The organism is Thermococcus thermotolerans (genome assembly GCF_024707485.1).
Lineage (GTDB): Archaea > Methanobacteriota_B > Thermococci > Thermococcales > Thermococcaceae > Thermococcus > Thermococcus thermotolerans.
Genome location: NZ_CP102602.1, coordinates 318,927 through 331,155, shown reverse-complemented (window position 1 = coordinate 331,155; position 12,229 = coordinate 318,927). Strand labels below are relative to the sequence as shown.

The window sequence follows — 12,229 nt, the reverse complement described above, 5'->3', positions numbered from 1 at the left end:
CAGAATGGAAAGACCCATCATATCTTTCCTACCAGGTCGAGGCTGACCTCAAGGGCCTCCTTGCCGGGCTCCCAGCTGGCCGGGCAAACCTGACCGGGGTGTTCTCTTACATACTTGGAAGCCCTGAGCCTTCTGAGAATCTCCTTCGCGCTCCTTCCTATGCTGAGGTCGTGCATCTCCATGTGGACGACCTTTCCGTCGGGGTCTATTATGAAGGTGGCCCTCCATGAAACGCCCTCGTCCTCGATGTAGGTTCCGAAGAGCCGGCTTATTTTCCCCGCCGGATCGGCGAGCATGGGGTATCTTATCTTCTTTATCGCGGGGGAGGTGTCGTGCCAGGCCTTGTGGACGTAGGCGGTATCGGTCGAAACGCTGAGGATTTCAGCCCCTTCCTTCTTGAACTCCTCGTAATAGTCGGCCAGCTCCTCAAGCTCCGTCGGGCAGACGAAGGTGAAGTCAGCCGGGTAAAAGGCAATAACAACCCACTTGCCCCTGTAGTCCGAAAGCTTGACCTTTCCGATGTCGTCCTTCTCGGGGAGGTACGCATCGGCCTCGAAGTCCGGAACGATTTCTCCAACCTTCACCATGGGATTCACCTCGGCATTATGTTGGCGAGCCTAACTTATATAGGTTTGCCTAACAAAGTGAAAAGTTTCAGAATCGGAAGCATCTCATTTTGAAGGACAAATTTAAATATCTTAAAAGCGAACCAATTCAGGTGATAGGATGAAGGTCAAGATAATTCTCGGAACGGCAAGGGAAGGTAGAAGGAGCGAGAGAGCTGCGAGATACCTCGTGAAGAAGGCCGGGGAACTCGGCTGGCAGGCAGAGCTTATAGACGTGAGGGACTACCTCTTAGCCTACACCCACCGCTGGAAGGTGACGCCTGAGATAGATGCATACAGGAACAAAATCCTTGAGGCCGATGCCCTCGTCATAGTGGCCCCCGAGTACAACGGGAGCTATCCGGGGGAGCTGAAGATCCTCCTCGATACCATCTACGACGAGTACGAGGGACTGCCCCTCGGCATCGCCACAGTCTCCAGCGTTACCGGGGGAGTAAGGCTCCTTATGGAGCTCAGAACGGCCGCGGTGAACTACCGCATGCTACCGGTCGGGCAGGTTCTCTTCTACAACGTCGACGACCTGTTCAAGGGTGAGGAACTGAAGGACGAGAAGTATGAAGAGCGGGTTGAACGGCTTTTCAGAACCCTTGAGAAGTACGCTAAAGCTCTTAGGCCAATAAGGGAGGAGGTAAGGGAGAAGCTGAGGGAGAAGACGGAGGGAGTCTAATCCCTATCCCCTCCCCCCAGCCCCATGAAGTAAACCGTCGCGGGACAGCCCGAGCACTTCTTGCCGTAGATGTAGCACTCCGTGCAGACCTTCCCGCAGGGGGCAACTTTCCTCGTCGGCTCCAGCTTGAAGTCAACGAACTCTGGATAGGCTGGAGACGAACCGAGAGAAACGTCCATTTCCTTGACGGACTCCATAGGCCGTATAGTGTTCTCTATGGTAGCCTCAAGGGCGGAGTAGCTCTCCGCTATGAGCGCCAGGTTTAGGTTGTACTTGCCGGTTGTCGTGGCGACGAAGATCGTCCTCGGGCACTTTGCAAAAACGTCCGCCAGCTTCTCAGCCTCGTCCATGCTCCGAACCTTGAGGTTCACCACCGCGGAGACAAAGGCCCTCTTCCTGATGTTCAGCAGTGCCTGAACCCTTAAGTCCCCCCGCCTCTCCAGCTTTTCAAGCCTCTCCCTGGCGGAGGGGTGGCTTATCCCAAGTTCCCTCGCTATTTCGGACACCTTCATCCTGCCGTTCTTCCTCAGCAAGCGGTATATCAGCAGGTCGCGTTCGTCCATAAAACCACCTTCATTTTGAAGGTTTTTGCCTTCAATTTCCTGGGAAATAAATATAACCATTTCGAAATTTTCTAAAAATTGAGGTGATTTCGATGGAGAGAAACGAGGGAACCCTCGACAGGCTTTTGAGAATAGTTATAGGAATAGTACTGCTCAGCATATGGGCGGGCATGAACGTGCCCTACGAGACCGTGCTTTTGATAGTCGGACTGATTGCACTGGTGACCGGACTTACCGGCTTCTGTGCAATTTATAAACTCCTAGGCATAAGCACATGCAAAGAATGCTGAGGTGAAAGGGTGAAGCGCGTAACCAAGGTGCTCATAGCATCAGGTGAGCTGCTCATAGCGGCCAGTCTGGCACTGATGGTAACCGGCCTGGCAATGAACGACCCGACATCAACCCTTGGGTCGCTGATGAGCTATGAAACGGCCAGGAGAGTCCACACCATCGCGTCGTACCTCTTCATCCCCCTCTTTTACGTCCACACGGCGGCGGGCCTTCTCGCTATTGCGAACAGAACAGAGAGGCTGAAAACAGAAAAGGCCAGGAGGACACTTGTCGGGGCCTGGACAGTCCTCACGGTGCTCCTCGTGATGGCAGGATTTACCGCCTTCGGCACGGGGCGGTTGGCGTTAGGAAGCGTCCAGGCCACAACGGTGCTGACCCTCGAAGAGGTCGCAAAGCACAACACCGAAAACGACTGCTGGGTCATCGTCGAGGAGGGGGTCTACAACGTCACCTCCCTGATAGACACCCACCCCAGCGGTAGGGACGCAATACTGAAATACTGCGGCACGAATGCGACCGAGGTATTTTTCCTCGAACACAATCAGAACGACTACGAAGCACTCCAGGCGTACTACATCGGCACAATCAACGGGCCGATTGTTAATCAAGGAAACAGCACAGAAAAAAGCTGATGGGGACGGCTGACGTCCCCTTTTAAGGTTTTATCAGCTGCTCCCCCCGTTACCCGGGGCGAAGACGCCGATTCTGACTGGTTTGTCCCTGACTACCGTCATTGCCCTAATTGAGACCTTTCCCTCCTCATCAAGAACCTTGAGGGCTATTATGGATATTTCTTTGCCGCTTTGGGGATTCCTGCCCGTCCACACTTCAATAAGTGCCCTGCCAATGTAATCTCGGGTTATTTTTGAAGCCACTCCATAGTGGGGTATTGATCCTCCTACCGCCCTGTAACCACTCACAGCCACGAGTATTTCCTCCCCAAAATCCATCGCCCTAATTTCCACTGGGGGGATGAAAGGTCCAGTTCCGAAATCTGTGATGTTGATGTACCTAAACTCGGGGAGCGGTGAGGGATCAAAGGGGCCAGGACCAAAGTCGTCGAGAATACCTTGGAGGAATGGACTGATGTTTTGCCCTTCCATGTGAAAGGCGGTGTATCCTCTGGCTTCCATCGGCGCAATTCCTCTGACTTCGCTAATTTTCACATCTTCCATTGTTCCATCCGCGGCGTTCCCGCCAGAGATCTTGGCAGTTACAATATTGAAGTTCACGAGCTGCTCCGCGAGCTGCTTGAGGTCTGCCCTCGCAACCTGCTCGAATGTGTTCTCGGTTGAGGGTTCAAAGATTATGGTCATCATCGTGAACTCCTGCTCACAGACTTCCATGGGCTCCAGCGTTGTGTTGATGTTGAGTTCAAGCGGTCTGTAGCAGAAGCCTCCGTTCGGAGGGTCTGCCTTCGCCACAAAGCCTATGACCTCCCCATCTATTCCCGGTATCCTGTAGACTCCCCTCTTGTCAGGGGTTATTCTGTCTATCTCTTTTCCAGTCTCGGGATCAATGAGCACCATAACCCCGGGCTTTGATGAGTTGCTGAGGACCCTTATCCCGGTTCCGTTCTCAGGAACGCCAACCTTAATCGCGGCGGCTTCCTTTCCGGACATCCCGACTGGGCTCACCATGAGAGTAAGGCTCATTCCGCCATAGCTCTCCGGACGGTCGGTGAGGTAAGCGTCCCCGAATGAGATTGGCTCATAGGTGCCGTTCCCTGAGGGCTCGAAGATGAAGGGCGCTATCCCCTGCGAGGGGCATATCAGGGGGTCTTCTGGCTCCTCGGGAATCGTGTTCATGGTGTTGGTGTCGAGGGGGAGGGGCCTGTAGCAGAAGCCCTCATCGTCGGCCTTTCCTATGAGGGTTGTGTTAACGGGTGGAATGTAGTAGACTCCGTTCCCGTCGGGTTTTACCCGCAGGACGGTCTCTCCGGTGTTGGGGTCAATTAGGCGCATAACACTGGGGGAGTCTCCCATTGCCTGGATCATGAAGCCATTCTTTGGAACACCTATCCTGACGGCCGTCAGCTGGCCTGCTCCAACTGTTCTTCCGCCCTCGCGGATTCTGATGAGCGAACCACTGCCAAAGTGGTATATCTCAATGCTCTCCGTCTCGTAGCCCTTCGTGAGCTCCATCATCCTGGCCACCATTTCGTCCCTGCTCAGGGGAGACAGTTTCCCGTTCTCCACCATGAACAGCTTTCCATCCGCACGGTAGAAGGACTCTATCGGTTCGCCCGTCGTGGCGTTTTCCCAGTACGCCGTCTCGACGGCCTTTATGACCACCAGGTTCCTGAGCTCGCTCAGCTGGAGGTACTTTGAATATGCCAGCCTTTCGAGGAGAAGGGTCTTTTCCCTTCCGGTCGAGTGCGTCGCGTCGCGCTCAAGGGCCTTGGTCTCGTCAACCAGACCGCTCAGCGTAGAAGGCTTAAGTCTGCTTTCAATATCCACAATCTCCGCATCGTATGCGGCGATCGCTTTCAAAAGGTTATCCTGGTATTTCTCTTCCTCCGAGATGCCCGGTGAAGTTGTGGTGGGCTGGGACGTAGTCCCTCCGGTTTTGGTTCCGGTCTCGGTGGCGTTTCCCTGGCCGATACAGCCTGAAATAAAGGCCCCGACCATTACAATTCCCAAAAGCAGGGCAAGGCCCGCTATCGTTTTTCCTTTCATGTTAAACACGCCTTTTAGCCACGCGGCGGTAAAAAATCAAGAAGAATCTACCTTGTGACTTATACGCATAGTTAGTCGTTCGAGGTTATAACATTTGTGCTTACAAAACAGAACCCGGTTAAGTGGATTCATTACCATTTTTCAAAGCCACCACCAGCGTGAACACCGCTATCAGTGCTATTTCATAGGTCTCTATCAGCGCCACCGACGACCAGCTTATGAGGGTCCCCGGCACCGCCAGCGCAAAGAGAAGCCCGGAACCGTAGCGGATAACTCTGTCCTTTGAACCCGTCCCGTAGATGAGCATCCCGAGGAAGAACTGCACGAAGAAGTATGTCGAGACGAAGCCATGCGGCCGCGTCCCGGCATGAAAAACACCGATGAGAGCGAGGAAGATGGCGGAGATGCTTACGTAGGCCCCTCCAACTGTCTGGGGCTTGTTTTCCGCGGAGAGCATCAAGTACACCGAAAAGGCAAGCATGAACACTGCGGTTATCACGAGCCCGTAGTTGTATATGCCCGGAGCCCGCGCCATCTCTGGCGAGCCGAGGTCGCTCAGGGCGTTGCTCCAGAAGGAAAACCAGGGGTTTTTGCCCATGCTCCATGCGACAAAGAGCCAATAGACTACAACACCGCCTATTCCGGAGTACTTGAGGCGCCTCATCATGGTGCCAATTTGATCTAGGAGGAAATAAAGGTTCCGCTCTGGATCTGGCCTCCTTCCAGCTAAGGGCCGGGCTTGGAAAAGAGAAAACGTCAATCAAAGGAAAAAGAAAGTCAGAGAAGCGCCTTCATTGCCTTGTAGCCCAGCTCAAAGGCCCTGATGTTCGCCTCGACGGCCCTCTCCGGCACGCTGGCCTTAACAGCTTCGAGCATGGTCTCTTTGTCTATCGGGAACCCGGGAAGGGCGCTGAGGGCCCCGACGAGGACAACGTTCTGGGCTAAGGCGGTGCCGGCCTCTTCGGCAAGCCTGAGGGCGTCTATCTCGTAGAGCTTTGCTCCGGATTCCCTTATTTTGTCGATTATCTCGTCGTAGGTGACGTACTTGTCAATCCTGCCCTTCACAAAGCCCTCCGTCTCGTAGGGGTGGTGGATGAGGCGCGTGTTCGTTATGACTGTCCCCCCGGGTTTGAGGAAGTAGACGTACCTAAGCGCCTCCATGGGCTCAAGGGCCAGAATCACATCCGCCTCGCCGTAGGGTATGAGGGGTGAGATTCCCCCACCTATGCGCTGGTGGACTATCACCGAACCGCTCCTCTGGGAGAGCCCGTGGAGCTCGCCGCTGACGACGTGGATTCCCTTCCGTGCGCAGGCCTCCCCCACTATGTTGGACATCAGCACTATGCCCTGTCCGCCGACGCCGCAGTAGATGACGTTCATTCCCCTCCCCTCCCGATGAGCTTTTCCAGCTCGCGGTAGTCCTCAACCGTCACGTACGGCTTATCCTCGCCACCGTAGAGGATTGCCGTCGAGTGAATTGCGCTGTGCGGACACAGCTGGGCGCAGACGCCGCAGCCGACGCAGACCTCCGGGAGTATCTTGGCCTTCTTATCATTCTCGTCTATGACTATCGCCGGGCAGCCAAAGTCGCGGATGCAGTTGTATGCTCTCTCACAGGCGTCTTTGTCCACGAAGTAGGGGACTATCTTCCCCCCGGCACGGCGGTATTCGCGGAAGTGGTAGAGCGCACACTCCCCGCGGGATATTATCACGGAAAGGCCGTCGTACTTCAAAGCTTCCCTGAACTTGCCTATGTTCTTCCTCGCCTGGAACGAATCAACGACGACTATCTTCTCTATGCCCAGGCCCCTCAGAACGGCCTCTATGTCGAGCCTTTTCTCGTACGGGTTCACCTTTTTAGGACTGCCGGGATGCGCCTGCTGACCGGTCATGGCCGTTACCGCGTTGTCGAGGATTATCAGCGTCATCCTGGAGTTGTTTCTGATCGCGTTGACTATGCCCGGAAGCGCCGCGTGGAAGAAGGTTGAATCGCCGACAACGGCGACGACCCTCTCCTCGGCCGAATGCTGGACGCCGTGGGCTATGCCGAGGGAAGCGCCCATGGCCAGGAGGGAGTCCGTCCAGCCGATGTGCTCTAAAGCCAGCATGGAGTAGCAGCCGATGTCGTTCGCTAAATAGTAGTTCTCTATCCTGCCCATAGCCCTTCTCAGCGTCCAGAAGGTGGCCCTGTGGGGACAGCCGGCGCAGAAAGTTGGCATCCTCGGCGGGGCGAACTTGGCGAGTTCCCACATCTTCCTGAAGTGTCCCTCGTAGTCGAACGGGAGTTCCTTCCCAAGAATCTCCGCGAGAACCTTTACCACTATCGGCACGTTGTACTCCAGCATCTCAAGGAAGTGGCCGCTCTTCTTGCCGATGATCTCAAGCTCCGGGTTCCGATCCTTGGCGATTTCCCTCACGAAGCCCTCGATGTACGGCGAAAGCTCCTCGACGACGATGACCTTATCGAGGCCCTCTATGAAGTCGCCGATGAGCTTCTCCGGTATGGGGTTCAGTACGGAGAGCTTGAGGATGTAGGCTTTTCCTTTGAGCTTCCCAAGGCTCTCAAGGACGTAGGAGTACGGAACGCCGGAGGTTATGATGCCCACTCCCCCCGCTTCTTTAACCTCCGCTTTCCTGGGCCCCTTTCCATCGAAGAACTCGACGCGGTTTAAGGCCAGTAACTCGGGGTCGTCCTTCATTTTTTCAATCTTCTCCAAAAGCCCGGCCTTGAACTTTCTGGCGAGGGAACCCACGGTCGCGTAGCCCCTCCGGTTCTCCTTCCAGGAAAGTTTTTCAAAGGGCTTCCTCTCAAGCTTCCCGACCTCCACCAGGCCGCTCTGGTGGTTCACCCTCGTCGTGGTTCGGACGAGTACAATGCTTCCGTACCTCTCGCTTATCTCGAAGGCCTTCCTGACGAGATCGTAGGCCTCCTGCGGATTTGCCGGCTCAAGCATGGGCAGGTAGGCGGTGTAGCCGAACCACCTGCCGTCCTGCTCCGACTGGGAGGAGTGCGCGTAGGGGTCGTCCGCTATGACCACCACCAGGCCGGCTTTCACGCCGGTGTACGCGAGCGAGTAGAGCGTGTCGGAGGCAACGTTTCCGCCGACGCTCTTCATGGATGTGAAGCCTCTCAGACCGACGAAGGCGGCACCCGCAACGGTCTCCAGGGCGACCTTTTCGTTCGCGGCTATCTCCACCACGATATCGTCGCGGTAGCGGGACACCCCCTCAAACGTGTCCAGAATCTCCGTCTGGGGGGAGCCGGGGTAAAATGCTGTTACCTTCACGTCGGCCTCCAGCGCGGCCCTGACGATCGCCTCATTCGTCAGCATGTACCCCGTGTGGGGTTCCTCTTTCAGAACTTCCTTCAGGGACATAACAACACCATAGGGTTTTGGAAGCGAACCTATATAGCATTTTTCTGGACAAAGAACGGCAGTGTTAAACAATCCTGGGGTGAAAAAACGAAAGCATTAAAAGTTCAGAGAAGCCCCTCTATGAGCTCCCCGACGTTCCCCCTGGCCTTACCGCGGAGCCTTTCGAGGTGACTGCTGAGAGCTTCCCCAATGCCGTGGACGAAGAGGCTCATCGCCTCGTCGCTGTCGAGTCCCCTCGACCTCAGGTAGAAGAGGGCATCCTCGTCGAACTGCCTCACCGCCGAGGAGTGGAATGCTGACTCGATTTCGCCTGTGTCGACCTCAAGCATCGGCACGCTGACGCCGAGTGAGCCCTCGTCCATTATGGTTATCTGAGAGACCACACCGCTCGACGAGTTCCTGGCGCTCTCGAAGACCTTCGCAACTCCCCTGTGAACCGTCCAGCCGTTCTCATAGGAGAACCCGTGAACCCTCGTCTCGCTCACCGTTTTCTCGCCGTACTGGAGGACGTTGGTGAGGTAGTCCACCGAGGAACCAATGGCTATGGGCATGCCCCTGAGGATAAGCTCGCTTTCTGCCCCCTCAAGGGAGTAGTCCTCGCGGTGGTGGCTCATCTCCCCGGCGCTTATGACCGTGAAGGCCTTAACTCTGGTTCCTCCCCCGAGGCTCGCCCTGAGGAGGTAGTGGGAAAGGCTTCTGTGCCTTCCAACGGTCAGAACCTCAAGCTCGGCGTTCCGGGCCTTAAGCTCGACCACGAGGGACTTCGTCCCTTCCTCGGCCATGTCGTAGATTATTATTGGAGCTTTAACGTTCTCGGCCTCGATGCTGATGTGGTGGCTGATGAAGGCTTTGCTTGAGAGGTGGGAGACTATGACGAGGGGCTCCACAAGGTCTCCCGTAATCCTCAGCCTGTAAGCTTTCCTGAGGGCGTAAAAGTGGAAGCCAAGGATTCTCGACTCCTCAGGCTGTGAGAGGCCAAGCGTCCCTTCGCTCAGCTCAACCCCCGCCGGAAGGCTGAACCAGGCCTCGCTTCCCGATAAAACGACGTGCCCCCTTATCGGAACATCCCCCACTTTAGCTTCTGTCGGCAGTCTGAGCGGCGAGTTCTCCTCGAAGAGCTTCCACTTGGTGTAGCTCTTTATGGTTGGGCTGTCGCCGTACTTCTGGTAGGTTAGCCTTTCGAGTGCTTCCCTCTCAATGAACATCAGCCAACACCCCCGACCTCGCTGAACTCAAGCTCTATGACCTTCTTGAGCACCTCCACGTACTCGAAGGGCAGACCCTCCAGTATCTCGCTGATGAAGCCGAGGACTATGAGGCTCTTGGCCTCCTCCTCACTTATGCCGCGCGAGTTCATGTAGAAGAGCTTGTCCTCGCCGAGCTTTCCGGTCGTCGCCTCGTGTATTATGCTCGCCGTAGGTTCGTCGCTCTGGTTGTGCGGGTAGGTGTAGGCCCTGCTCTCCTCGTCGAGGATTAGCGAGTCACACGAGACCGTGGCTGTAGAGTTCCTGGCACCTTTAAGGATCCTCACCAGCCCGCGGTAGATGTTTATCCCACCGTTGGCGCTTATGCTCTTGGAGACTATCTTTGAGCTCGTGTTTGGAGCCAGGTGCCAGGTTTTTGCCCCGGTGTCCTTCATGAACGGCCCATTGCTCAGCGAGACGACGTACTGGGCTGTCCTCGCTCCCTCGCCCTTCAGGACGCTCGACGGGTAGGTGTAGGTTATTTTGCTCCCAATGCTACCCTCAATCCACTCGACGTAGGCGTTTTCCTCTATGATGGCGCGCTTGTTGTTGAAGTTGATGACGTTCCTGCTCCAGTTCTGTATCGTGGTGAACTTGACGGTCGCCCCCTTGTGGGCATATATCTCGACCATGCCGTCGTGGAAGGAGAATCCCTTGTACATCGGCGCCGAACAGCCTTCAATGAAGTGGATGTAACTCCCTTCGTCCGCAACCAAAAGCGTGTGCTCGAACTGTCCCTCCAATGCAGAACCTATGACGAAGAAAGCCTCGACCGGGAAGGGGATTCTGACACCCTTCGGCACGTAAACGAAGACCCCACCGCTCCAGAGGGCGTGGTGTAAGGCTGAAAACTTGTGCTCCCCTGCCGGGAATACCCTGCCGAAGTACTTCTTCACAAGGTCGGGGTACTTCTGGACGGCCTCCTCCATGGGGAGCATTATTATGCCCATCTTCTCGAACTCGGCCTTTAAGTTGGAGTAAACGCTCTCGCTGTCGAAGACCGCCGTCAAGCCGGAGAGAAACTTTTTCTCTATCTCGGGTATATTTAAGCGCTCGAAGGTTCTCCTGATGTTCTCAGGCAAATCGTCCCAGTCCTTGACTTCATTGCCTATTTCCGGCTTGGAGTAAAGGGTGAGGCTCTCAAGGTCGAGCTCCTCAACACCGACAACCCACTTGGGCATCGGCAGTTTCTGGAACAGCTCAAGGGCCTTGAGGCGGTGCCTGAGCATCCAGTCCGGCTCGTTCTTTATCCGCGAGAGCTCCTCGACCATGTCCCTTGTCAGTTCTCCCTTCAGCTCTATCTCCTTGGGGTATGGTACCGCCGTCCCGAGTATCTCCTCAAGCGAGCCGGCCTTGAGTATCTCCTCAAGCCTTGACTGCTGTCCCATTTTCCTCCACCGCCGCGAAGCCCTTCTCCTCTATGAGCTTTACAAGCTCCATCCCACCGGAGACGACGAGCCTGCCCTCCTTCAGCACGTGCACCCTCTGGGGGTTCAGGTACTCCAGAATCCTTCCGTAGTGGGTGATGAGGAGTATCGCCGTCCCCTCGCTGTGCAGCTTGGCTATGACCCCCGCGATGACCTTGAGGGAATCCACATCAACTCCGCTGTCCGGCTCGTCGAGGATGAGAAGCTTGGGCCTCACGAGATATGCTTGGAGCATCTCAAGCTTCTTCCTCTCACCGCCTGAAAAGCCTACGTTGAGCTCCCTGGAGAGGATTGAACTGTCAAAGCCAAGCTCCTCGATCGCCTGGAAAATCCTGTCGTAGGCCTCGACCTCGTCTATCCCCTTCAGGTTCTTCAGCGTCCTCTGGAGGAAGTTGATGACCTTTACCCCTTCCACCTCAACAGGGTGCTGGAAGCTGAGGAAGATGCCCTTTCTGGCCCTCTCCTCGGGCTTTGCATTGGTTATGTCCTCCCCCCCAAACAGTATCCTCCCGTCCGTAACGCTGTACCTCGGGTGTCCCGCTATCGTTAAGGCCAGCGTGGACTTCCCGCTCCCGTTGGGCCCCATGACGACGTGGAGCTCGCCCGATGCGAGTTCAAAGTCCACTCCCTTCAGGATTTCCTTATCGGCAACCTTAACATGGAGATTTTCCACTTTCAGCATGAGCATCACCGTTTTTTCTTTACCCGCGTTTGGGTAGAAAAGTACACTTTTAAAACCTTTCTTCGCAGAACTGTGTATTACCCTTTCAAGAAAGTAAGGGGCAGAAAAGAGGAGCTCAGTCCCCAGCCTGGGGGAGAAGTCCAGGAAGCTGGGGCTGCCTCTGGCCGAGCTCCTGATCGAGCATGAATATGACCTGCGGGCTGTCCTTTGCGAACCTGAGCTTATCCACTATCTTCTTGACGTTTGCCTCCTCCTCGACCTGCTCGTTGATGAACCACTCAAGGAAGGCCCTCGTTGAGTAGTCCTTTTCCTCTTCAGCAAGGGCGGCGAGCTCGTGTATGTGTCTGGTTATGAACTGCTCGTGCTCGTATGCTGCTTCAAAGGCTGCAAGCGGTGACCCCCACTCCTTGGGCGGCTCCTGGACGGCCTTGAGCTCGACCCTGCCGTTCCTGTCGTAGATGTAGTTGTAGAACCTGAGCGCATGCCCGAGCTCCTCCTCGGCTTGGGCCTTCATCCAGTTGGCGAAGCCCTCAAGGTTCATGTCCTCGAAGTAGGCCGCCATCGAGAAGTACAGGTAGGCCGAATAAAGCTCCCTGTTCAGCTGCTCGTTGAGGGCTTCGAGCATCTTTTCGCTCAGCATCTCCACCACCTCCAGGTATAGTTACACCCGGTTA

Annotated in this window: 13 protein-coding genes; 3 read left to right on the top strand and 10 right to left on the bottom strand. The window is 55.7% G+C overall.

Going from position 1 to position 12,229, the window contains the following annotated elements; all coding sequences use genetic code 11:
- Positions 1 to 17: 17 nt before the first annotated feature.
- Complete coding sequence (locus tag NUS69_RS01975) at positions 18 to 587, bottom strand: peroxiredoxin (RefSeq protein WP_258084193.1); 570 nt, start codon at positions 585 to 587, stop codon at positions 18 to 20.
- Positions 588 to 726: 139 nt separating this feature from the next.
- Between NUS69_RS01975 and NUS69_RS01970 the strand changes: the two genes are divergently transcribed.
- Entirely contained in the window at positions 727 to 1,293 is a 567-nt protein-coding gene (locus tag NUS69_RS01970; RefSeq protein WP_258084192.1) for an NADPH-dependent FMN reductase, read from the top strand.
- Here NUS69_RS01970 and NUS69_RS01965 read toward each other — a convergent pair.
- Complete coding sequence (locus NUS69_RS01965) at positions 1,290 to 1,856, bottom strand: Lrp/AsnC family transcriptional regulator (protein WP_258084191.1); 567 nt, start codon at positions 1,854 to 1,856, stop codon at positions 1,290 to 1,292. The genes NUS69_RS01970 and NUS69_RS01965 overlap by 4 nt on opposite strands.
- A 92-nt stretch (positions 1,857 to 1,948) precedes the next feature.
- Between NUS69_RS01965 and NUS69_RS01960 the strand changes: the two genes are divergently transcribed.
- Positions 1,949 to 2,146, top strand: a complete 198-nt coding sequence (locus NUS69_RS01960) for a YgaP family membrane protein (RefSeq protein ID WP_258084190.1) — start codon at positions 1,949 to 1,951, stop codon at positions 2,144 to 2,146.
- 9 nt (positions 2,147 to 2,155) lie between these two features.
- Positions 2,156 to 2,779, top strand: a complete 624-nt coding sequence (locus tag NUS69_RS01955; RefSeq protein WP_258084189.1) for a cytochrome b5 domain-containing protein — start codon at positions 2,156 to 2,158, stop codon at positions 2,777 to 2,779.
- Between the two features lie 33 nt (positions 2,780 to 2,812).
- Here the strand turns inward: NUS69_RS01955 and NUS69_RS01950 are convergent, their stop codons facing one another.
- From NUS69_RS01950 to NUS69_RS01915, 8 genes are all read right to left on the bottom strand, one after another.
- Positions 2,813 to 4,825: a hypothetical protein gene (locus tag NUS69_RS01950; RefSeq protein WP_258084188.1), complete on the bottom strand. Its 2,013-nt coding sequence runs from the start codon at positions 4,823 to 4,825 to the stop codon at positions 2,813 to 2,815.
- A gap of 118 nt (positions 4,826 to 4,943) precedes the next feature.
- Positions 4,944 to 5,492, bottom strand: coding sequence for a DUF998 domain-containing protein (locus tag NUS69_RS01945; protein WP_258084187.1), 549 nt, complete (start codon positions 5,490 to 5,492; stop codon positions 4,944 to 4,946).
- Positions 5,493 to 5,602: 110 nt separating this feature from the next.
- Positions 5,603 to 6,205 carry an indolepyruvate ferredoxin oxidoreductase subunit beta gene (gene iorB, locus NUS69_RS01940; protein WP_258084186.1) on the bottom strand — a complete coding sequence of 201 codons (603 nt, stop codon included), beginning with the start codon at positions 6,203 to 6,205 and terminating at the stop codon, positions 5,603 to 5,605.
- The gene (locus tag NUS69_RS01935; RefSeq protein WP_258084185.1) at positions 6,202 to 8,202 is read right to left on the bottom strand and encodes an indolepyruvate ferredoxin oxidoreductase subunit alpha; all 2,001 of its coding nucleotides are present in this window, start codon (positions 8,200 to 8,202) and stop codon (positions 6,202 to 6,204) included. Before NUS69_RS01935 ends, iorB begins: the two co-directional genes overlap by 4 nt.
- Before the next feature lie 104 nt (positions 8,203 to 8,306).
- Complete coding sequence (locus NUS69_RS01930) at positions 8,307 to 9,407, bottom strand: SufD family Fe-S cluster assembly protein (RefSeq protein WP_258084184.1); 1,101 nt, start codon at positions 9,405 to 9,407, stop codon at positions 8,307 to 8,309.
- Positions 9,407 to 10,834: a Fe-S cluster assembly protein SufB gene (gene sufB, locus NUS69_RS01925; protein ID WP_258084183.1), complete on the bottom strand. Its 1,428-nt coding sequence runs from the start codon at positions 10,832 to 10,834 to the stop codon at positions 9,407 to 9,409. The genes NUS69_RS01930 and sufB overlap by 1 nt, the downstream gene beginning before the upstream one ends.
- On the bottom strand, positions 10,812 to 11,555 hold the full coding sequence (gene sufC, locus NUS69_RS01920) for a Fe-S cluster assembly ATPase SufC (protein WP_258084882.1): 744 nt from the start codon (positions 11,553 to 11,555) through the stop codon (positions 10,812 to 10,814). Before sufC ends, sufB begins: the two co-directional genes overlap by 23 nt.
- A gap of 115 nt (positions 11,556 to 11,670) precedes the next feature.
- Positions 11,671 to 12,195: a ferritin gene (locus tag NUS69_RS01915; RefSeq protein ID WP_258084881.1), complete on the bottom strand. Its 525-nt coding sequence runs from the start codon at positions 12,193 to 12,195 to the stop codon at positions 11,671 to 11,673.
- Between the last annotated feature and the right edge of the window lie 34 nt (positions 12,196 to 12,229).

Bases quoted from the DNA above. Each gene is read 5' to 3' on its own strand.
- NUS69_RS01975 (WP_258084193.1), bottom strand. From the start codon at position 587: ATGGTGAAGGTTGGAGAAATCGTTCCGGACTTCGAGGCCGATGCGTAC.
- NUS69_RS01970 (WP_258084192.1), top strand. From the start codon at position 727: ATGAAGGTCAAGATAATTCTCGGAACGGCAAGGGAAGGTAGAAGGAGC.
- NUS69_RS01965 (WP_258084191.1), bottom strand. From the start codon at position 1,856: ATGGACGAACGCGACCTGCTGATATACCGCTTGCTGAGGAAGAACGGC.
- NUS69_RS01960 (WP_258084190.1), top strand. From the start codon at position 1,949: ATGGAGAGAAACGAGGGAACCCTCGACAGGCTTTTGAGAATAGTTATA.
- NUS69_RS01950 (WP_258084188.1), bottom strand. From the start codon at position 4,825: ATGAAAGGAAAAACGATAGCGGGCCTTGCCCTGCTTTTGGGAATTGTA.
- NUS69_RS01945 (WP_258084187.1), bottom strand. From the start codon at position 5,492: ATGATGAGGCGCCTCAAGTACTCCGGAATAGGCGGTGTTGTAGTCTAT.
- iorB (WP_258084186.1), bottom strand. From the start codon at position 6,205: ATGAACGTCATCTACTGCGGCGTCGGCGGACAGGGCATAGTGCTGATG.
- NUS69_RS01935 (WP_258084185.1), bottom strand. From the start codon at position 8,202: ATGTCCCTGAAGGAAGTTCTGAAAGAGGAACCCCACACGGGGTACATG.
- NUS69_RS01930 (WP_258084184.1), bottom strand. From the start codon at position 9,407: ATGTTCATTGAGAGGGAAGCACTCGAAAGGCTAACCTACCAGAAGTAC.
- sufB (WP_258084183.1), bottom strand. From the start codon at position 10,834: ATGGGACAGCAGTCAAGGCTTGAGGAGATACTCAAGGCCGGCTCGCTT.
- sufC (WP_258084882.1), bottom strand. From the start codon at position 11,555: ATGCTGAAAGTGGAAAATCTCCATGTTAAGGTTGCCGATAAGGAAATC.
- NUS69_RS01915 (WP_258084881.1), bottom strand. From the start codon at position 12,195: ATGCTGAGCGAAAAGATGCTCGAAGCCCTCAACGAGCAGCTGAACAGG.